Source organism: Variovorax sp. dw_308 (assembly GCF_019207085.1).
Taxonomy (GTDB): Bacteria; Pseudomonadota; Gammaproteobacteria; order Burkholderiales; family Burkholderiaceae_C; genus Variovorax.
Map to the genome: position 1 here is coordinate 24,291 of NZ_JAATOM010000033.1, position 20,796 is coordinate 45,086.

The following is a 20,796-nucleotide window of genomic DNA, read 5'->3' on the forward strand; positions in this document are numbered from 1 at the left end:
CTCCCTGTCTCAGTTACGAATATCGCAAGCATGGCGGTCTCAGACCCCCAGGTAGCCATGGAGCTTGTCCATGTTCTGGTGGAGTTCAGCGTTTGGAATTCGGTCGATGATTCGCCCCTCCTCCATCACGTAGTGGCAATCGGCAATCGTTGAGGCAAAGCGGAAGTTCTGTTCGACCAGCAGGATCGTGAAGCCCAGTTTCTTCAGCGCGACGATGGCGGTGCCGATCTGCTGGATGAGTGCAGGCGCGAGGCCTTCGGTGGGTTCGTCCAGCAGGATGAGGTTTGCACCTGTGCGAAGGATGCGAGCGATTGCCAGCATCTGTTGCTCCCCGCCGGACAGCCTGGTGCCTTGGGTCGAGCCCCGTCCCTTCAGGTTCGGAAACAGATCGTGGATTTGCGCGATCGTCATGCCACCTGGCTTGACCACTGGCGGGAGCAGCAGGTTTTCGTTGACGCTGAGCGAAGAGAATATCCCTCGCTCTTCCGGAACGTAGCCGATGCCCAGCCGGGGAATCTGATGTCGGGGCATGTTGATGAGCTCCTGACCGCTGGAGATCACCGAGCCACTGCGCTTGGTGACCACCCCCATGATCGAGCGCATCGTCGTTGTCTTGCCCGCGCCATTGCGCCCGAGCAACGTGACAACCTGACCCTGTTCGACCTGGAAGGAGACCCCGTGAAGGACGTGCGATTCACCGTAGTGCGCATGAAGGTCGCGAACCTCAAGCATCGGCTTTTGATGAGTCGGTTCAGGCATTTACGCTTCCCATGTAGGCTTCCATGACCTCGGCGTTGCTGGACACGGTCGCGTAATCGCCCTCGGCCAGGAGTTCACCGCGGCGGAGCACCGTGATCGTGTCGGAAAGATCTGCGACGACCGAGAGGTTGTGCTCAACCATGAGCACAGTACGGGTGGTGGCTACCTGCCTGATCAGCTGCGCGGTCCGTTCGATGTCCTCATGTCCCATGCCGGCCAGGGGTTCATCGAGCAGGAGCATTGAGGGGTCAAGTGCCAGGGTCGTTGCAATTTCAAGGGCTCGCTTTCTCCCGTAAGGAAGATCAGCGGCGCGATGCATCGACAGATCGACCAGATTGACGGCCTCGAGAAGTTCGAAGCCCCGAGCGTCCAGCTGCTTCAGGGTGTTGTCCGAGCGCCAGAACTTGAAGCTCGACCCAACGCGACGCTGAAGAGCGACCCGGACGTTCTCCAGCACGGTGAGGTCCGGAAAGACCGCGGAGATCTGGAAGGACCGCACCATGCCCATCCGCGCGACGTCGGCTGGCTTGGCGGCCGTGATGTCGCGACCCTCGTAGTAGATGTGGCCCTTCGTCGGCGACAGGAACTTCGTAAGCAGATTGAAGACCGTGCTCTTCCCAGCGCCGTTGGGCCCGATCAATGCATGGATGGTGCCGCGGCGGATCTTCAGGTCGAGGTTCTTGATCGCGACAAATCCCTTGAATTCCTTGGTCAGTCCCCGCGCTTCGAGGATGAACTCGGGACTCTTATCGCCAATGTCCTTTGCCTTCGTCATGGCGTCAGAACTTCTCTCGACGTACGACCACGCCTGCGACGTCGCGGTCCCATGTGTCCGTGGTCACGCCATCCTTTCGGAGGATGTGTTTCAGCACTTTCTGAGTCGCAGTCTTCGGCAATTCATCGACGATCCGGACGTAGCGAGGCAGCATGAAGTGCGGCATGCGCGGGCGGAGATATTCGAGCAGTTCGGTCGGGTCGATCGACTCACCGGGCACGGGTGCGACCACGCACAGCACGTCATCCTCCGACAGCGCGCTGGGCACCGGTATCACGGCCACCTCGCGCACAAGTGGATGCAACGCGATCTCCGCCTCCACCTCAAACGAAGAAATGTTCTCGCCGCGACGGCGGATCGAGTCCTTCATCCGGTCGGAGAAAAAGTAGGTGCCCTCCCCGTCCACCCAGAAGCCATCGCCGGTGTGGAACCAACCGTTGCGCCACGCGCTCGCGGTCGCTTCAGGATTCTTGAAGTAGCCGCTGTTCATCGCCCAGGGCGCATCGGTGCGAACGAGCAATTCGCCGACCGTGCCGGGTGGGACGTCGCAGTCGTTGGCATCAACAAGCCTGACTTCGACCCCTTTGCGTGGCTGACCGCAGGAACCGACTTTGGTCGGATTCAGTTCCGACACCAGAGGAGTGGAGATTTCGGTCATGTTGTAGAGCGTGTAGACCTCCACGCCGAAACGATCGCTGAATGTCGGGCCATCCTCGGAAAGCGGCACGATGATCACCTTGCGAAGCGGATGTGACCGGTCATCAGGCGATGGTGCACGCTTGGCTATGAAGGTCGCCATGACGCCGAGCAGCAGGACGACAGTGGATTCGGTCTCTACCACGCTCGGCCAGAACGTCTCTGTCGAGAACGACGGGACGAGTGCTATCGACCCGCCGCGACTGAGCATGCCCATCACGGGAATGGTGCCCGCAACATGAAAGAGGGGCAGATTGCAAAGGTAGCGATCGTCAGCGGACAGCATGTAGAAGCCCTCCGCGCCCGACATCGCATGCAGATGCGCATAGGACGACATCACCCCCTTCGACGGGCCTGTGGTCCCCGAGGTGTAGACGATGGATTGCAGATCCCATGGTTCTATCGGCTGCTGCAATGGCGCCAGATCAGTGCGGCTGCCGTGGAGCGCGTCTGCGCCATGAACCTTGAGTGTGAAGCCCTCGCGGCCGGCGATTCGCGGCAGCTCGGGCGTGACGCACCCGACCACGACCACAGTCTTCAGGTTGGCGATATGCACGTCTGCCAGTCTCCCGACAAGCTCCGCGTGGGCAATGATGACTTCCGCGCCGGCGTTGTGCAGCACATGCTGAAGCAACTGACCCCTGTATGCGGTATTAATCGGCACGTAGGTGGCGCCGAGCCAGTTGATGCCGAACCAGACCCGCAAACAGTCCAGGCTGTTGGGCAACCAGACAACCACGGTGTCTCCTTGCTTGACACCCAGTGCCTGCAACCCCGCAGCCGTGGATTCAGCCAGGTCACGCATGCCCGCGTACGTGACCGCTTCAGTTTTCGACAGCTTCGCGAAGACCTTGTCGGGTTGCGTGGCTGCCCATTTCTCCAACGTGGAACGCAGGACGCAGTGGTCCGCGGCTGGCACACGTTCGATTGCGCGGTCGCTCATATTGGGTCTCCTGAAGCCCGTTCGGGGCTGTGTTTTTCTCGGCGTGACGAAAGCAAACGGGTTAGGGCATCACGCCGTAGCGCGCTACCGGCACCGGCGCCGATGTCCTGCGACTGCGTGCAAGCTCGAACGCCTGCAAGACCCGTGCGCGCGTTTCGCGCGGGCGGATGACGTCATGCACCGTGAATCGCGCGGCGGCGTTGAAAGGATCGGTGCCATCCTTGAAACGCTCTTCGATCTCGATCCGCTTGGCTTCCGGATCTTCTGCGCGTTCTATCTCATCCTTGAACGCGGCGGCAACGCCTCCCGCGACCGGCATCGACGCGAAGTCGGCCGTCGGCCATGCGGCGACCAGCGTCTGCTCGCCGCCCCACCCACCCATCGCGCATGCGCCGAAGCCGAAGGCCTTGCGCATCACGATCGTGACCTTCGGCACGTCAGCCCACGCCATTGCGTAGACAACGGCAAGCCCTTCGCGCAGCGTTCCCTCTTTCTCGGCTTGCGGTCCGGTCATGACACCGGGCACGTCCTGGAGAAAGAGCATGGGGATGTGATAGGACGAGCACAGGTCGATGAATCGCCGGGCCTTGCGCGCTCCTGCTGCGGTGATGGCGCCTGCGCCCACCATCGACTGGTTGGCCACGACGCCGACGGGATGGCCATCGATCCGGGCAAGCCCGGCCACCAGCGTGCGTCCCCAATCCGGCTTGATCTCGAAGAAGCTGCCGGCGTCGACGATTCCGCGGATGACCTTCTTGACATCGAAGGGTCGCTTCGGCTCGTCGGGCATGACCGTTTCGAGATCGATGGATTCGGGAGGCTTGGGTTCGGCCCGTGGCGGCCAGGTCCACGCGTTGGTCGGAAGGTAGGAAAGAAAGGTGCGCGCCAGTTCCAGCGCTTCCTCGTCGGTCTTGGCGACCCGGTCGACGATGCCGGACAGCTTTGCGTGAATCTCAGACCCGCCCAGATCCTCCTTGCTTACATCCAGGCCGGTCGCAGCCTTGACGACCGGAGGGCCACCCGCCGCCATCATCCCGGTGCCCTGGCGCATGACAATGAATTCCGTGGCAGCCCCAACGAGCGCGGAGTCGCCCGCGCAGGGGCCCAGCACCAGCGAGACCTGCGGCGCGGTGCCCGACATGCGCGCGATTTCCAGAAAGTGCGTGACGTCCGGCAGGCCGTCGTTAAGCAACTCCTGTCCGCGTGCGCCCGCGCCATCCACCATCCAGATCAGCGGCACGCGTTCGCGGCGCGCCATCTGCACGAGATGAAGTTTCTTGCGTGCGTTGATCACGCCGTGAGAACCACCCTTGACCGTGAAGTCGTCGCCGATCACGGCGGCGAATCGGCCGTCGATCTTGCCGAAGCCCGCAACGACGCCGTCCGCCGGCGTGACTTCGCTCGTCTGCTGGGCGTCATGAGAGACGTGCGAACACAACTGTCCGTACTCCTGGAACGACGCTGGATCCATCAATTTGGTGACCCGGTCGCGTACCGTCAATTTGCCCAGGTCGTGCTGCCGCTTGATGCGAACTTCGCCGCCCATTGCGACGCCGCGGGCGCGCCGCTCTTCCAGTTTGTCGAGGCCTGCTGCCAGTTTCAATTTGTCCGTCCTGTTCTTGGGAGCGAGTCCCTGGTTTGAGATCACTCCGACATGCCGCAAGGCAGATAAAAGATCTCTGATGCATGTGAATATACTGACGAGTACAATCCAATGTCAATGAGGTACTATCCCTTGGTCGTCGGACGGGCCTGCACTTCAGCCTCGCAACCTTGCCCCGGCGCAATGTCAAAGGAATAGCGGAGTAACGAGTGATGCCAGATCAGACAAACGAAGCGGCCGCCCCTGACGTCAAGTCGATGCGGGACCAGCTGCACGACTTCAAGCGCAATCGGGTTCTCGACGTGGCGAGTCAGCTGTTCTACGAAGCGGGCTACAGCAAAACGAGCATCGACGCGATCGCCGACCAGTTGCACGTCACCAAGCCGTTCATCTATTACCACTTCGACAGCAAGGCGGACATTCTTGCTGGCGTGTGCGGCCGGACCACTGCGTTCGTCGCGGAACTCGCAGAAGAGGCGGCGAACTCGAAAGGGTCGCCACGTCAACGACTTGGGGATCTGGTGCGCAACATGACGCTGCGGATCATCGAAGGCCGCGTCTACTTGGCCGTCTATTTCCGGGAGGAGAAGCATCTTCCCGAAGAGGCACAGATCGCGCTGGCCGGCTACCGCCGCAGGTTTGATCAAGCGATGCGGGCGTTGCTTCAGCAGGGCGTCGATGCCAAGGAGTTCAAGCTGGGCCACATCGCCGTGGCCGAGCAGGCCATCACCGGCATGACCACCTGGGTGTTCAACTGGTACCGGCCGGATCGACGCCTGAGCGCCGAAGACATCGCCGAGAACATGGCGCAGCTGACGCTGTCCATGGTGTCAGGCCGGTCCACCTGACGGAGGGGTCGCTGCGGACCCCTTCGTGCTACTTCTTGTCGACGAGCGCGCACTCGCTTTGGGCAAGCGGCGTGAAGGCGTCCTCGCCCTTGATGGTGGCCACCTTCTTGTAGTAGTCCCAAGGGTACTTAGATTCTGATGGGTCCTTGACTTCGTACAGGGCAAGGTCGTGAACGAAGCGGCCGTCGGCACGAATCACTCCTTGCTGGCCGAAATACTTCATCGGCGTCGCCTTCATCGTCTTCATCACCTCGTCGGAGTTGTCTGTCTTGGCAATCTCGATGGAGCGCAGGTAATGCGTGACGGTGGCGTACGTGGTGGCCTGCTCGCGTGTGGGCATCTTCTTGAACTTGTCGAAGAATCGCTTGGAGAACTTCCGGCTCTCGTCATTCATGTCCCAATAGAACCCTTCGGTCAGCTGCAAGCCATGCGCGTTCGGCAGACCCAGCGCATGGATGTCAGAGATGAAGAGGATGAGGCCGACGAGCTTCTGGTCTCCACTCTTGGTCAGCCCGAACTCAACGGCTTGCCGGATCGAGTTGACAGTGTCGTTTCCGGCATTTGCCAGGCCGATGGCTTTTGCCTTCGATGCCTTGGCGCGCAACAGGAACGATGAGAAATCGGCGTTGTTCTGCGGAATGCGGACCGACCCAAGAACCTTGCCTCCGTTTGCCTGGATGACCTTGGTGCTCTCGGCTTCCATCGCGTGACCGAACACATAATCGGCTGTCAGGAAGAACCAGGTATCGGCACCGGCCTTGGTCACGGCCTTGACGGTGCCGACGGACAGCGCGGTCGTGTCGTCGGCGGTCTGGATGCTGTACGGGGAGCAGTTCTTCCCCGAAAGAGCAGCTGTCGCAGCCCCGGAAATCAGGAAGATCTTTTTCTGGTTGCGTGCAAGCTCCTGAACAGCCATGGCGACGGACGACGTCGGAACGTCGACAACAGCGTCGACCATCTGTTCGTCGAACCACTTGCGGACAATGGCTGAACCGACGTCCGGCTTGTTCTGGTGATCGCCCGAGACGATCTCGATCGCGGCCCCGCCCACCTTGCCACCGAAGTCTTCTGCCGCCATTTGCGCAGCCAGCACGGATCCCGGGCCTGCGAGGTCGATGTAGGGGCCCGACGCGTCATTCAAGACGCCGATCTTTACCTTGCCGTCCGAAATCTTGGCGGGCGGCGTTTGCGCATGGCTCAAGCCAAGGCCCGATCCGCACAGGCCGATGCAGGCCATCAATTGAATGAATGCACTTTTCTTCATGTCTCTCTCCTGGGTATGGAAATTTCGATCAATCGGGCGAACGTCTAGAGGCTGTATTCGAGTGCGGAGCTGCGCACTGCTGCGATGGTTGCCACCGATGACTGCAAGGCCGTGCGCTGGTGATAGAGGCGCATTCCGCGCGATCCGCCAAGTTCTTCGCCTCCGCCGGCCCGGCCCGGACCGCCGTGCAGGCTCTGCGGCATCACGATGCTGTGATCCGTGTGGCTCTTCGCGATCGAGTCATCGACGAGCATCACCCTGCCATGCAGGCTGCCAAGCGCCTGCGCGGCCTTCACGGTCAATGCCGCATCGTTGGTGAACATCGAACAGACGAGCGATCCGCCTCCAAGTCTGGCCAGTGAGATGGCGTCGTCGCCGCGATCGTAGGGAAGGATGGTCGAGCACGGACCGAAGGCCTCCAACTCGTGGACGACGCCCGCATCCGCCGCGTCGCAATGAAGCAGGTGCGCAGGTACGAAGCTGGACACGTCCGAATCGGCATCCACTGGCGTCGCGTCGCCGCGGTGGACGATCCTCGCGACGGTGCAGAGTTTGTCGATGGACTCCTGCACCGCTCGCTGCTGCTGTTTCGTCACCACCGGCCCGAGGGTGACGTCGGCACGACGCGGATTGCCCATGACGGCAGCCTCGAGCTTGGCCTTGATAGCCTGCACCAGCGAATCGGCAACGGGCCTTGGGACAAGAAGCCGGCGGGCGGTGGTGCACTTCTGCCCGGCCTTCAGCAGGATTTCGCGAGACATCTCGTCCACGAACACCTTGAAGAGCGCCGAGTCAACGCCGATGTCGGGGCCAAGAATGCTTGCGTTGAGGCTGTCCGCTTCCACATTGAAGCGCGGGTTCTGGTCCTGGATCCGGTCCTGCGAGCGAAGGCTGCGCGCAGTCTGCGCCGATCCGGTGAAGGCGACGACATCCTCCCGACCGACCGCAGCCAACAGGCCTTGCCCGCTGCCCATCAACAAGGAGACAGCGCCCGCGGGGAGGATCCCCGTCACATCGCGCAACATCTCCCACGCCAGCAAGCTCGTCGAGACTGCCGGCTTTGTGACCACCGGCACCCCGGAAAGCAGCGCTACCGCAGCCTTGCCCCACATGCCCCACGCAGGAAAGTTGAAGGCGTTGATGTGGATCGCAGCGCCGTTGACCGGCGTCCAGAAATGAACCGACTGGAAACCGGGGTCACGGGTCAATTGGTCACCGCCGGCTTCGACCATGAATTTCGATTCGCCGAGTTTCTCGCCCAGCGCGGCGTAATAGCGCAGCGTCTGCACGGCCCCCTCGATGTCCATGGCGGCGTCGGCTCTCGTGCTCCCGGAATTCGACAGTGCCGAGCGATACCAGACATCGCGTGCGGCGCCAAGACGCGAGGCGATGGCGCCGAGAAGGCGTCCACGGGCCGCAAAGCTCATGTCTCGCAGCGCGGGACCGCCGACGTCGCGGGCATAGGTCAGCGCGGCACCGAAGTCGAGGCCATCGGCGCTCACGCGCGCGATCTCCAGGCCCGTGCACGGGTCGTTCAACGCGGTGCCCGATCCTTCGCCAGCGACCCAGCGACCTCCGAGATAACTTGGAAGCAGCATGGTCATGCCTCCTCGGTGCGAAGGACCACCCGGCCGGCAACCTTGCCACCCCGCAGGTCATCGAGCGCTTCGCGCACCTGCGCCATGGGACGCGGGTCCACCGCAATGCCCGGAACTTTTCCTTCGCGCCCGAGGGCGGCCAGTTCGCGCAGTTCCTCCAGCGTGCCGACATACGAGCCACGGATGTTGATCGAGCGCAGAGGCAGCAAAGGCAGCGACAACTCGACAGAGCCGCCAAACAGGCCCACGACGATCATCGTGCCGCCCTTGCGAAGCAGCGCCATTGCGAACTCTGCGGTGCTCGCCGCACCGACGAAATCGATGACAGCCGCAAAGCCGCCTCCCGTGGCCTTGAGGAGCGCCCGCTTGACCTCGGGGTCCTTGGGGTCCACCGCGCGCACTGCGCCGGCCGCCAGTGCGGACTCGCGCTTGGCTGGATCGATGTCGGCCACGATCGGACCGACGCCGTGCATGGCAGTGCAAAGCCTTATCGCCGATTGGCCCACGCCGCCTGCACCGATGATGAGGATCTGATCGGCCGGAGTCACAGATCCCGCCTTCTGCAGGGCGCTGAAAGCGGTCAAGCCGGAGCAGGCGTAGGTACAGGCGACCTCGACCGGTACGTTCCCGAAGTCCACCAGGTAACGGGGGTCCGGAACCACCACGAAGTCGCTGAAACCGCCATCCACGGACGTCCCGAGGGAGCGGGGCTGGGCACAGAGTTGTTCCTGGCCCGACTTGCAGAGGGAACACTGTCCGCATCCGATCCACGGGTAGATCACCCACCGGGAGCCGATGGCCAGGTCGCCAACGTCGGCGCCCTTTGCCACGACTTCGCCCACGATCTCGTGCCCAAGCGTCCGAGGCAGCAAGATGCCGCGGCTCAGGTCCATTTGCTTGCCACCGCCGAGATCGAAGTGCCCGTCCCAGATATGCAGGTCACTGTGGCAGACCCCGCAGGCTACGACGCGAAGCAGCACCTCCGTCGCCTTGGGCACGGGAGCGGGCTCGTCCATTTCCTCGAGGGGCTCCCCGAAGCGGGTCACCTTGTAGCTCTTCATCATGTCAAAACGGTGCGTGCAGGCGGATTGCATAGGTCTCCTTTGGATGGAATTCGATGGGGGCGTGGCGTCAATCAGGACGGATCAGCGCGATCACAAAGTCCTGGGGGACCACTTGCCCTTTGGTCGCAAAGAGTTCGACTACCTCCCCCGAGCAGGGCGCGACCTCCGGCATCTCCATCTTCATTGCCTCGATGAAAACGACGGGATCGCCCTCTTCAACCCTCGTCCCTTTTTCGCAGACGACCTCGATGACGGTGCCGGAAATACCGGCGCGCAGTTCTGTGTGGCTCACGGAAAGACCTCTTTCTGGTGGTTGACGGTCCCTACGGCGCCAAACAGGCGTTGCGTAAGAATCGCATACTCGCTAGTATAATAACGTTGCCGAGAGACTTCAACATCCAGACCATAGGGACAAACCAGACATGCGAAGAATCCTGATTGCAAATCGCGGCGAAATCGCCTGCCGTGTCATGCGCACATGCGAGCGCCTGGGGATAGAAACCGTGGCGATCTACTCGCCTGCGGACGCCAGCGCGCTCCACGTTGCGTTGGCAACCTCATCCATTGCCTTGCCTGCGGATGCGCCACGAGAGGGCTATGCAAACGCCGCCGTGGTCATCGAGGCCGCGCGAAAGGCGGGTGCGGATGCGGTGCACCCCGGCTACGGCTTTCTTTCCGAGAACTCGGCGTTCGCCAGAGCCGTGGAGGCTGCCCGAATGCTCTGGATCGGACCTCGCCCCGACACCATCGATGACATGGGCAACAAGAATCGCGCCCGCGATCTGGCCGAAGCAGCCGGCTTGCCTGTACTGCCTGGATCCGCACCGATCCAGGCAGGGGACGCCTCCTTCCATGCACGGGCGGGAGCCATCGGCTACCCGGTACTGGTGAAAGCCGCTGCCGGCGGTGGAGGCATCGGAATGAAGCGCGTCGACGTTCCGTCGGCGCTGGCGGCGGCCGTGGAAAACGTGCAGAGCCATGCTGCGCGCCTCTACGGTGACGCATCCGTCTTCATCGAAAAGCTGGTCGCACGCGCCCGCCATGTCGAAATCCAGGTCTTCGGCTTTGGCGATGGCGAGGCGATCCACCTGTACGAGCGCGAATGCTCCATCCAGCGCAGGTATCAGAAGGTGATGGAAGAGAGTTCGGGCCCTAACCTGGATGCTGGACAGCTGGAAAAAATGCGCGACGCGGCAGTAGCACTGGCGCGGCGAGAGCGCTATACCGGGCCAGGGACGGTCGAGTTCCTGTACGACGACGAGACGGGCGCCTTTTACTTCCTCGAAATGAACACCCGTATCCAGGTGGAGCACCCGGTCACAGAGATGGTGACCGGCATTGACCTGATCGAGCAGCAGATCCGGTTGGCCGATGGCGATGCCCTGAGCGACTTGCGCGCGGGACCTCCCGAGCGGGCGGGGCATGCAATCGAGGCCCGGCTCTATGCCGAAGACCCCAGGCGCTCCTACATGCCCAGCCCGGGAACGCTCACGGCGTTGGTCTTGCCGACCCAGTCGGACTCGGTACGCGTTGACACCGGGGTGCGCCAGGGCGATACCGTGTCGCCGTTCTACGATCCGATGATCGCCAAGATCATCGGGCGCGGTCGCACGCGTTCGGATGCAATCGATGCGTTGGCGAGCGGCTTGGCCCAGGTTGAGGTCGCTGGACTGAAAAGCAACATCGAGTTGCTGCGTGCCCTGCTCACCAACGAAGCCTTCGTGGCTGGTCGCATTCACACCGGCTTCCTGCAAGAGCACGCGAAAGCGCTGTTGCCAGCATGAGCCGTCCCCGTGAATCGGCGCTGGAACTCTCTTGATGGAGTCCGCGTACATCATCGGCGCCGGCGGAACGACGTTCGGGCGGCACGAAGGGCAATCGGCGCTCGACCTCATGGCATTGGCAGCCGAGGGCGCGCTTGCGGATTCGTCTTTGAGTCGTGGCGATATTGATGGCGTGCTGTGCGGCTATGCAACGACGCTGCCGCATCTGATGCTCTCCACCCTTTTCTGCGAACGGTTCAGCCTGCAGCCCTCGTATGCAAATGCGGTGCAACTGGGAGGGGCCACGGGGGCAGCGATGCTGATGCTGGCATCGGACTTGGTGCGCGCTGGACGATGCCGGAATGTCTTGATCGTTGCCGGAGAGAACCGCTTGAGTGGTCAGTCGCGCGACAGTTCCATCCAGACGCTCGCCCAGGTCGGCGACCAGGACTACGAAGTCCCGAACGGCGCCACCGTGCCCGCCTACTATGCGCTGATGGCCTCGCGCTACATGCACGAGAGCGGCATCACCGAGACGGACCTGGCGGCGCTGGCCGTCCTGATGCGACAGAACGCGGCACGACATCCCGGCGCCCATCTGCAAGCGCCGATCACGATCGACGACGTACTCGCATCGAGGTCGATTTGCGCTCCCCTCAAGATGCTGGATTGCTGTCCGATCTCCGATGGGGCGATGGCGCTCGTGGTGTCATGCAACCCGGGAGCCGGACCGAGGGTCCTCGTTCGCGGCGCGGGGCAAGCGCACCGGCATCAGCACCTCACCGCCATGGAGAACGTCATGGCGTGTGGCGCGGCCTTCTCGGCCACCGCGGCGCTGCGCGAAGCACGTCTGGGCATCGCAGACATCGATTACCTCGCCATCTACGATTCCTTCACGATCACGCTGGCCATGCTGCTCGAGGAGATTGGTCTTGCGCCGCGGGGCGGGGCCGGAGCGCGCGTTCGCAATGGCGATTTTTCAAGTGACGGGCCGCTTCCGCTGAATACCCACGGGGGGCTCCTTTCGTTCGGACATTGCGGGGTTGCCGGCGGAATGGCCCATATCGTCGAGACGTTCAGACAGCTGGCAGGACGCGCTGGCGAACGCCAAATCAGTCCGAAATCTCATGCGCTTCTCCATGCAGACGGCGGCGTCATGTCCTCGCATGTCAGCTTGGTGCTGTCCCGGACGGTCTGATGCGCCGTCACAAGTCTCCGCCGGTTCACAAATTCAACGCAGACCTTCAATGATCGACTATCCAAAGCTCAGGAATTGGGCGTTTCCCGACGTGGAGCATCGCTACACATGTGACGACACGATCCGCTATGCGCTGGCCCTCGGCGTCGGCTCGAATCCAACCGACGAAGGGCAGCTGAAATTCGTCAACGACGTCGTCGAGGGGACGCCGTTTGCCATGCCCACCATGGCCGTCATCCTCGGGTTTCCGGGATCCTGGATGCAGGCGCCCGAAACAGGGATCGACTTCAGCAAGATCGTGCATGGAGAGGAATTGCTGGTCATCCATCACCCCCTGCCTGCAAGCGCAACCATCGTCGCGCGCCACCGCATCGTTCGCATCGTCGACAAGGGTCCCACGCGCGGCGCCACCGTCACGTACGACAAGGATGTGATCGACCAACAAACAGGGCTCCTGTACGCCACCGTCACCCACACCACTTTTGCGCGCGGAGATGGCGGCTTCTCGGCGGCGAGCGGCCTGACCGATGAAGCGACTGCGGCACCTCAACGAACGCCTGACGGGGAACCGCATGCTGCGATCGAACTCGCCACCCTGCCACAGCAGGCCCTGATGTACAGGATGAGCGCCGATCGCAACCCATTGCATTCCACGCCGGAGGTGGCGCATGCCGCCGGGTTCGAGCGCCCGATCCTCCACGGACTGTGCACCTACGGAATCGCGAGCCGCGCCTTGCTGGAGACGTATTGCGGCAGCGATCCGCGAAGGCTGAAACGCCTGTTCGCGCGCTTCACTGCGCCGGTGTATCCCGGAGAGACGATCCGGGTCGAAATGTACCGGGAAGGCAGCACCGTCCTGTTCCGCGCACGTGTCAAGGAACGAGACCGGGTGGTGCTCGACTTCGGAGCCGCCGAGTTGTCGGAATGACGTTCCTATCGGGGTCGTGGGCTCGACCGCCTCGGACCGACCGCAACCAACATCCAGCATGAACTTTTCGCTACCCCCATATCTGATCGAGTTGCGTGAACGGACCCGGCGCTTCATCGCGGAACAAGTGATCCCGTTTGAAAGTGACGCCCGGCTGACGCCACATGGACCCAGTGAAGAACTCAGACACGAACTGGTCGCGTTGGCCCGGGTCGCCGGGCTTCTGACCCCGCACGCAGGCAAGCAGTTCGGTGGTTTGGGCCTGAACCACGTCGAGAAGGCAGTGGTCTTCGAGGAGGCCGGGTACTCGCACCTGGGCCCCGTCGCCTTGAATGTACATGCGCCTGACGAAGGGAACATCCATCTGATGGAGGCGGTTGCCACGGACGCCCAGAAGCAGCGGTGGCTGGTGCCACAGGTGGCCGGCAAGACACGCTCCTGCTTCGCCATGACCGAACCCGCGCCCGGGGCGGGCGCGGATCCTTCCATGTTGCAAACCACTGCGGTGAAGGATGGCAATGACTACATCCTGAATGGCAACAAATGGTTCATCACCGGAGCACAGGGAGCCGCATACGGGATCGTGATGGCGCGGATGGACGATGGCTCGGCGACCATGTTCCTCACCGACATGGACCGCCCCGGCATTCGCGTTGCAAGGCTGATGCATGCAATGGACAGTTGCTTCACCGGCGGCCATGCCGTCGTTGAATTCAACGACGTGCGGATTCCGGCGGCGGATGTCCTCGGTGAAGTCGGCAAGGGCTTTCGCTACGCACAGATTCGGCTTGCACCAGCTAGGTTGACCCACTGCATGCGATGGCTGGGGCAGGCACGACGTGCGCACGACGCGGCGCTGCAGCATGCACGGCAACGCCAGGCCTTCGGAAAGGCACTGGGCGAGCACGAGGGAGTCGGCTTCATGCTTGCCGATAACGACATTGATCTGCAGACCTCACGATTGCACATCTGGCAAACGGCATGGATGCTGGATCAGGGCGAGCGATGCAATTTCGAATCGAGCCGCGCCAAAGTTGTCTGCTCGGAGGCACTGTGGAACATCGTGGACCGTAGCGTCCAGGTGCTGGGGGGTCGCGGTGTCACGGGCGAGTCGGTCGCCATGCGCATCTTCATGGATATGCGAGCCTTCCGGATCTACGACGGCCCGAGTGAAGTCCATCGCTGGAGCATGGCGCGCAAGCTCCTGCAAGGAAATCGCGCATGAGAGGGGCACGCACGCTGCCGCACTCCAGGCGAAACGGCAACTCCGTTCCGGCACAAGGCATCCACGTACTTGCGGCAGCGGTCGAAGTGCAACTCACAGGTTCACCATGAAATCCATCTTCGCATCCGGCTTTGACTTAAGTGCGCTGGCCGACGTCATGAATGCCAACGGCCTGCCCGTCACGGGTTCGCTGCAGTTATCGCCGCTGACTGGCGGCCAGTCAAATCCGACATTCCGCTTAACGACGGCCGATCGTACCTACGTGCTACGCAAGCGGCCCACAGGTGATGTCCTTGCCTCGGCCCACGCGATCGACCGCGAGTTCAGAGTCATGTCCGCCTTGCGGCAGACCGCTATCCCGGTGCCGGAGATGTATTTCTATTGCAAAGACGAATCCATCGTTGGCACGCCCTTCTATCTCATGGAGTTTCTGGACGGCCGAATCTTTGTCGATCAATCGCTGCCCGGACTAGCGATGGAAGAACGAAGGGATCTGTACCTGGAAATGAATCGCGTGATCGCCGAGTTGCACAAGGTACAGCCGGAGTCGATAGGCCTCGCCGACTACGGCCGAGTCGGCAACTATCTGGGTCGCCAGATTGCTCGATGGACACGCCAGTATCAGGACTCCAATGCCGCGCCGATTCCTGCGATGGATCGGCTGATCGAATGGCTTCCCGGACATGTGCCGCAGTCAGACCGGACTTCCCTGGTGCATGGCGACTTCCGGGTCGACAACCTCGTGTTTCACCCCGTCCAGCCACGGGTGATCGGCATTCTGGATTGGGAACTCTCGACGCTCGGCGATCCACTGGCCGATTTCGCATATCACTGCATGAGCTGGCACATTCCTCCCACCGTGTGGCGCGGCATTGGAGGCTTGAATCTGGAGGCGCTGGGCATTCCGGACGAATCCCATTACGTGAATCGTTACCTCGCAACTACCGGCAACGCAGTGGATGGGCAATGGAGTTTCTACCTTGCCTACAACCTCTTTCGCATGGCCGCAATCCTGCACGGCATAGCGCGGCGCGCCGAGATGGGAATCGCCGCCTCCGCGGACGCTGCAGAGGTAGGGCGCAAGGCCGAACCCTTGGCAGAGCTTGCCTGGCAGTTCGCTGAGCGTGCGGAGGCCAATGCATGTTGACGCAACCAAACTTGGGCGCCTTCGTCACAAATCCTGGCGTAATGTACCGCGAGGGAGTCGCCCAGGGCCTGTTGCGATACATGAAGTGCCGGGACTGCGAAAGCGCGCAAACGCTGGCGCGTTATGCGTGTGGACGATGCGGAAGCACTCAACTCGACTGGCTCGATTCGGACTCAACGGGAACGGTCTATGCCGTAACGACGGTCACTCGCGCGCCGTCGGACGAGTTTCGCGCGCTGGTGCCGTATACGCTGGTTCTCGTCGACCTGAGAGAAGGTTCGAGAGTCATGGGACACGGCGAGCCGGGCCTCATGATCGGTGACGCGGTGATTGCGAGCTTCGCCGAATTGAAGTCCAAGGGCCTGGTGCTCTTTTGCCGGACCTCCGAACGGCGTGGCGAGACCGGAGATACGCTTGGCGACGCCTGTCAGAGCGGCGTGCCATGAAGCAGGCGTCAATCACCGTCGCCTTGCCATCCCAGCCCGGCGGCTACATAACCAGCAGCTGACCGGGATCGAGGAACGGAATCCGCCGCCATACGTTGACCTCATCGAAGCCCAAATCGTGATCGGACGGAGGGTGGTATGCCTTGCGTGCGAGCGCTAGAACACTGCCGACCTGGCCGCTTTGTTAGACCACGTGGACAAGACACACCAGACAGCGGAGGCAGGAGGCAGGCGACCTGCCGCTGCGTGCTCGCCACAGCCTGGAGTGCCACAAGCTCATGGCCTTGGCGGCAACCTTCATCCGCAGAGCTGAGCACTATCGGCGCTCACGACAGCTGTGTTCGCGTGCGAAAGGCACGATCGATGGCATCAGCCAGTCCGAATCAAGCTTGGTCGTATAGATCGGTCCTCGTTGTGGATGGTTCCGGCACAGCGGGAGCGGTCGAAGAATTGTTGCAACGCCACCCCGCCATCGCAGCCGGGCACCCTGTCCGTGCACGCCGATCAAGGCGCCAGCACGCGCTCCAAGCCAGTGGTTGCGTTGCTAGTGGACCCACACCGCCAAGTGCCGCAGGGAGCTCCCACGTCTCCGACGACGTAGAGCGGCAGCCTTCGGGCGGCAGCGCGCCTGAGAAGCGCAGCGCCGCAAAGGAAACGGCAGCCACCTTAACCGTCGTTCAGAACCCGAACAGGTCCGTGTGCTTCGCATCGAGCCACTCGACTGGTGCTTCCGACCACGCAATCACATAGGCGCCGAAGTCGCTCGAGAGCTCCACCTGGGTTCCCGCCTCGATCACACAGAAGCCCCCGCCAAGTACGAGTTGCCCGTTGATCTTCGCGCCGCCGCCGATCATGAAGATCTCGATCGGGGCTACGGTGCAGAACGCCGGCACACGGGTGCCGGGAATCATCGTGAGGGCGCTGTTCCGATAGTCGTGCCGGGTTCCGCTGTAGTCGCAGATCAATCGCCGCATGACCCCCCCGACGGAGCACGGAAACGGCTGGATGCCCATCACGGTGATGCTGACGTCGGGGCTTTCCTCGGGCTTCGGGTTGGTGAATCTGGCGTCGCGTCCGCCGGCGTGCAGATGCGGGGCGTCTTCTCGCGTGGGATCGGGCCAGTAAAGGACGGGGCCGTCCAGCCGGGACGCCAGCAACGAGGGCATGTAGGCGATCGCGTCGTGTGTCGAGCCCGGCATGTTGATGCCCATCTGCCCCGCGACGGTGGTCCCGGCGTAGTCGGTGAGGCCGCCGCTGAGGACGTAGCTGAAGGCGACGTCGACATGCTGATGCAAGCCCGACGACGACAAGGGGTCGAAACCAAGAAGGCCGAGAAAGCGACCCGTGTCGCGGTTCTCGTGCGCGGCGGCGAGGCGCAGGCCGGGACGCGACGCGTCGACCCAGCGTAACTCTTCCTTGTTCGTCACGAACACGTTGCCTTGGCGTTGGATGACCGGCTGGGCGAAAGTCTGCATGGCGATGTCTCCTAGGTGTTTACGAGCGGTCGATGCGCAACCGCATTGACCCGAATGATAACGATCGTTAGCATTCCGTCAACTAGAAATACCACCTGACGGAGACCAAAAATGCCCCTCGATCCGATCCATCACCCGATCAGTCGCCGCGCTCTTCTCAAGGGCGCCGGCGCCGCTGGCCTCGGTGCTGCCGGCTTCTGCGCCCCAGCTTTCGCCGCGGCCGAATTCCAGTTCAAGTTCGCAAGCAACCTGCCAGCGACGCACCCGCTGAACGTTCGCGCCAACGAGGCCGCCGATCGCATCGCCAAGGAAAGCGCCGGCAAGGTCGAGCTGCAGATATTCCCGGCCAACCAGCTCGGCGCCGACTCCGACTTGATCAGTCAACTGCGTGCCGGTGGCATCGATTTCCTCACCGTCTCCGGCCTGGTCGCTTCAACGCTCGTGCCGACGGCAGCGATCACCGGGATGGGTTTCGCGTTCAAGGACTACCCTTCCGTCTGGCAGGCGCTCGACGGCAAGCTCGGCGCCTACGTGCGCGGTGAGCTGGCCAAGGCCAACCTGCTGGCGATGCCAAAGATCTGGGACAACGGCTTTCGCCACATGACCACCTCAAAGCAGCCGATCAAGTCGGTCGATGACTTGAAGGGGCTGAAGATGCGCGTTCCGGTCAGCCCGCTGTGGACCTCGATGTTCAAGGCACTCGACGCGTCGCCCACCGGGATCGCGCCACCGGAGATGTACTCGGCGCTTCAGACCGGCATCGTCGACGGCCAGGAGAACGGCCTGGTCGCGATCCAGTTCACCAAGCTGTACGAGGTGCAGAAGTTCTGCGCCCTCACCAGCCACATGTGGGACGGCTACTGGCTGCTCGCCAACAAGCGATCGTTCGAGAAGTTGCCGGCGGACATCCAGCAGATCGTCTCGCGCAACTTCGATCTGTCGGCGGTTGCGCAGCGCGCCGACGTCGAGCGGCTCACGGTGACCGCGCGTGCCGACCTCGAGAAGGCCGGCATGAAGTTCAATACGGTCGACCAGGCGGCGTTTCGCGACAAGCTGCGCGCCAACGGCTTCTATCAGGAGTGGAAGACCAAGCTCGGCAAGGAGGCCTGGGACACGCTCGAGGCCTCGGTCGGGAAGATGGGCTGACCATGCACGGCGCGCACGCCGTCAGCGACGCCGGGCCGGAGCAAGCGCCCGCTGGTACCGGCCCTGCAGCGATTCGCTGGCTCGACCAACTGCTCGGCACGGCAATCGAAGGCGCCGCCGCCCTGCTGGTAGCGCTCGAGATCGTCCTTCTCAGCGCGGGCGTGATCGCGCGCTACCTCTTCCACTCGCCGATCACCTGGAACGACGAACTCGCATCGATCCTGTTCCTGTGGCTGTCGATGCTCGGCGCGGTAATTGCAACGCGCCGCGGCGCGCACATGCGGATGACCTCGTTGATCACGCATGCGTCGGGTCGCGTTCGCGATCGGCTCAATATCCTGGCGGCGGTCGCCTGCATGGCCCTCGCGGCCGTGCTGCTGCACGCCGGGTGGGATTACGCGGCCGATGAGGCGATGGTCACCACGCCAGCCCTCGGCATCTCGTCGGCGTGGCGCGCTGCGGCCATCCCGGTCGGCCTGGGCCTGCTGATGATTGTTGTGCTGATGCAGCTCAGCCGCCTGCGCGACCTCAAGGGCGTCGTGTGGATCGTCATGGCGTGCGTGCTGGCGGCCGGTTGCTTCTACGCCGCCGGCCCGCTGTTGAAGAGCATTGGCAACTGGAACCTCCTTCTCTATTTCGGTCTGGTGCTTGGGGTTCTGATCCTGTGTGGCGTACCGATCGCGTTCTCGTTCGGCCTGGCGACGCTCGCCTACGTCGCATTCAGCACGCGCACACCGATCAGCATCATCGTCGGTCGCATGGACGAAGGCATGTCGCACCTGATCTTGCTTTCAGCGCCGCTGTTCATCTTCCTTGGCCTGTTACTCGAGTTGACCGGCATGGCGGTGGCGATGCTCAACGCCCTCGCGGGGCTCCTCGGCCGGGCGCGCGGTGGCATGTCGTATGTACTGCTCGGCGCGATGTTTCTGGTCTCGGGAATCTCCGGATCGAAGGCCGCCGACATGGCGGCCATTGCCCCCTCGCTCTTTCCCGAGATGAAGCGACGCGGCGCAAAACCAGGTGAACTCGCGGCATTGCTCTCGGCATCGGGCGCGATGTCAGAGACGATCCCGCCCAGCCTCGTGCTGATCACTGTCGGCGCGACCGCCAGCGTTTCGATCTCGGCACTGTTCGCAGGCGGCATCGTGCCGGCAATCGTCATGGGGCTGGCGCTCGGTGTCGTCGTCTGGTGGCGTGCCCGCGGCGAAGACACCAGCGACGTCAAGCGCCACGGCGTGAAGGCAATCGCCTGGGGCATCGTGATCGCCGCGCCGGCAATCGCCCTCCCCTTCATCATTCGCGCTGCCGTCGTCGAGGGCGTCGCCACGGCGACCGAGGTGTCGACGATCGGCATCCTCTACACGGCGATCGTCGGCCTCGTCGTCTACCGCAAGTTCGAGTGGCGTCGCCTGCCAGGGCTGCTTGTCGACACCGCCTCGCTCACCGGGGCGATCATCCTAATCATCGGCATGGCCACGGCGATGGCCTGGGCGCTGACGCAATCCGGCTTCGCCCGCGACCTGACGCAGTTCATGAGCCACCTGCCCGGCGGCGCGACCGGCTTCATGGTCGTCTCGATCTTCCTCTTCATTGTCCTGGGGAGCGTTCTCGAAGGCATACCGGCCATCGTCCTGTTCGGGCCGCTTCTCTTTCCGATCGCCCGCACGCTCGGCATTCACGACGTGCACTACGCGATGGTGGCGATCCTGGCGATGGGCATCGGCCTGTTCGCGCCGCCCCTCGGGATCGGCTATTACACGGCTTGCGCGATCGGCAGCGTCAACCCGGAAGAAGGCGTTCGTCCGATCCTCGCGTACCTGATCGCGCTGCTCTTCGGATTGCTGGTCATCGCGATATTCCCGTGGTTCTCGATCGGCTTCCTGCCGACGCGCTAGCCACGGGCGCCGCAAAACAACTT

At 62.8% G+C, this 20,796-nt stretch carries 18 protein-coding genes; 9 read left to right on the plus strand and 9 right to left on the minus strand.

The features are described 5' to 3' along the window. Window positions 1–39 precede the first annotated feature (39 nt). From HCU76_RS33170 to HCU76_RS33185, 4 genes are all read right to left on the minus strand, one after another. Window positions 40–759, minus strand: coding sequence for an ABC transporter ATP-binding protein (locus HCU76_RS33170; RefSeq protein ID WP_256354655.1), 720 nt, complete (start codon window positions 757–759; stop codon window positions 40–42). Further along, the gene (locus HCU76_RS33175; protein WP_218511660.1) at window positions 752–1,534 is read right to left on the minus strand and encodes an ABC transporter ATP-binding protein; all 783 of its coding nucleotides are present in this window, start codon (window positions 1,532–1,534) and stop codon (window positions 752–754) included. Before HCU76_RS33175 ends, HCU76_RS33170 begins: the two co-directional genes overlap by 8 nt. Before the next feature lie 4 nt (window positions 1,535–1,538). After that, window positions 1,539–3,173: an AMP-binding protein gene (locus HCU76_RS33180; RefSeq protein ID WP_218511661.1), complete on the minus strand. Its 1,635-nt coding sequence runs from the start codon at window positions 3,171–3,173 to the stop codon at window positions 1,539–1,541. A gap of 61 nt (window positions 3,174–3,234) precedes the next feature. Next, entirely contained in the window at window positions 3,235–4,836 is a 1,602-nt protein-coding gene (locus HCU76_RS33185) for an acyl-CoA carboxylase subunit beta (protein ID WP_218511662.1), read from the minus strand. A 152-nt stretch (window positions 4,837–4,988) separates the two neighbouring features. Here HCU76_RS33185 and HCU76_RS33190 point away from each other — a divergent pair, with 152 nt between their 5' ends. Continuing rightward, complete coding sequence (locus HCU76_RS33190; protein ID WP_218511663.1) at window positions 4,989–5,624, plus strand: TetR/AcrR family transcriptional regulator; 636 nt, start codon at window positions 4,989–4,991, stop codon at window positions 5,622–5,624. Between the two features lie 28 nt (window positions 5,625–5,652). Here HCU76_RS33190 and HCU76_RS33195 read toward each other — a convergent pair whose 3' ends face one another. Genes HCU76_RS33195 through HCU76_RS33210 form a run of 4 tightly spaced genes read right to left on the minus strand, consistent with a single transcriptional unit; the run spans window position 5,653 to window position 9,842 of the window. Then, entirely contained in the window at window positions 5,653–6,888 is a 1,236-nt protein-coding gene (locus tag HCU76_RS33195; RefSeq protein WP_218511664.1) for an ABC transporter substrate-binding protein, read from the minus strand. A gap of 44 nt (window positions 6,889–6,932) precedes the next feature. After that, window positions 6,933–8,492: a 3,4-dehydroadipyl-CoA semialdehyde dehydrogenase gene (locus HCU76_RS33200; RefSeq protein ID WP_218511665.1), complete on the minus strand. Its 1,560-nt coding sequence runs from the start codon at window positions 8,490–8,492 to the stop codon at window positions 6,933–6,935. Next, window positions 8,489–9,580: an alcohol dehydrogenase gene (locus HCU76_RS33205; protein WP_256354656.1), complete on the minus strand. Its 1,092-nt coding sequence runs from the start codon at window positions 9,578–9,580 to the stop codon at window positions 8,489–8,491. Before HCU76_RS33205 ends, HCU76_RS33200 begins: the two co-directional genes overlap by 4 nt. 37 nt (window positions 9,581–9,617) lie before the next feature. Then, window positions 9,618–9,842, minus strand: a complete 225-nt coding sequence (locus tag HCU76_RS33210; protein WP_218511666.1) for an acetyl-CoA carboxylase biotin carboxyl carrier protein subunit — start codon at window positions 9,840–9,842, stop codon at window positions 9,618–9,620. A gap of 130 nt (window positions 9,843–9,972) precedes the next feature. Here HCU76_RS33210 and HCU76_RS33215 point away from each other — a divergent pair, with 130 nt between their 5' ends. From HCU76_RS33215 to HCU76_RS33240, 6 genes are all read left to right on the plus strand, one after another. After that, the gene (locus HCU76_RS33215) at window positions 9,973–11,334 is read left to right on the plus strand and encodes an acetyl/propionyl/methylcrotonyl-CoA carboxylase subunit alpha (protein ID WP_218511667.1); all 1,362 of its coding nucleotides are present in this window, start codon (window positions 9,973–9,975) and stop codon (window positions 11,332–11,334) included. A gap of 34 nt (window positions 11,335–11,368) precedes the next feature. Next, window positions 11,369–12,511: a thiolase family protein gene (locus tag HCU76_RS33220; RefSeq protein ID WP_218511668.1), complete on the plus strand. Its 1,143-nt coding sequence runs from the start codon at window positions 11,369–11,371 to the stop codon at window positions 12,509–12,511. A gap of 49 nt (window positions 12,512–12,560) precedes the next feature. Then, a complete protein-coding gene (locus HCU76_RS33225; RefSeq protein ID WP_218511669.1) occupies window positions 12,561–13,439 on the plus strand; it encodes a MaoC/PaaZ C-terminal domain-containing protein in 879 nt (292 codons plus the stop codon). A 58-nt stretch (window positions 13,440–13,497) separates the two neighbouring features. After that, a complete protein-coding gene (locus tag HCU76_RS33230) occupies window positions 13,498–14,664 on the plus strand; it encodes an acyl-CoA dehydrogenase family protein (RefSeq protein ID WP_218511670.1) in 1,167 nt (388 codons plus the stop codon). A 106-nt stretch (window positions 14,665–14,770) separates the two neighbouring features. Further along, window positions 14,771–15,811, plus strand: coding sequence for a phosphotransferase (locus tag HCU76_RS33235; RefSeq protein ID WP_218511671.1), 1,041 nt, complete (start codon window positions 14,771–14,773; stop codon window positions 15,809–15,811). Beyond that, window positions 15,805–16,257, plus strand: a complete 453-nt coding sequence (locus HCU76_RS33240; RefSeq protein WP_218511672.1) for a Zn-ribbon domain-containing OB-fold protein — start codon at window positions 15,805–15,807, stop codon at window positions 16,255–16,257. The genes HCU76_RS33235 and HCU76_RS33240 overlap by 7 nt, the downstream gene beginning before the upstream one ends. Before the next feature lie 677 nt (window positions 16,258–16,934). On the opposite strand, the gene HCU76_RS33245 is transcribed toward HCU76_RS33240, so the two are convergent. Next, window positions 16,935–17,732 carry a cupin domain-containing protein gene (locus HCU76_RS33245; protein WP_218511673.1) on the minus strand — a complete coding sequence of 266 codons (798 nt, stop codon included), beginning with the start codon at window positions 17,730–17,732 and terminating at the stop codon, window positions 16,935–16,937. 111 nt (window positions 17,733–17,843) lie between these two features. On the opposite strand from HCU76_RS33245, the gene HCU76_RS33250 reads away from it, so the two are divergent. Together HCU76_RS33250 and HCU76_RS33255 are read left to right on the plus strand one after the other, a co-directional pair. Continuing rightward, window positions 17,844–18,878, plus strand: a complete 1,035-nt coding sequence (locus tag HCU76_RS33250) for a TRAP transporter substrate-binding protein (RefSeq protein ID WP_218511674.1) — start codon at window positions 17,844–17,846, stop codon at window positions 18,876–18,878. 2 nt (window positions 18,879–18,880) lie between these two features. Then, complete coding sequence (locus tag HCU76_RS33255) at window positions 18,881–20,773, plus strand: TRAP transporter large permease subunit (RefSeq protein ID WP_218511675.1); 1,893 nt, start codon at window positions 18,881–18,883, stop codon at window positions 20,771–20,773. Window positions 20,774–20,796 lie beyond the last annotated feature (23 nt).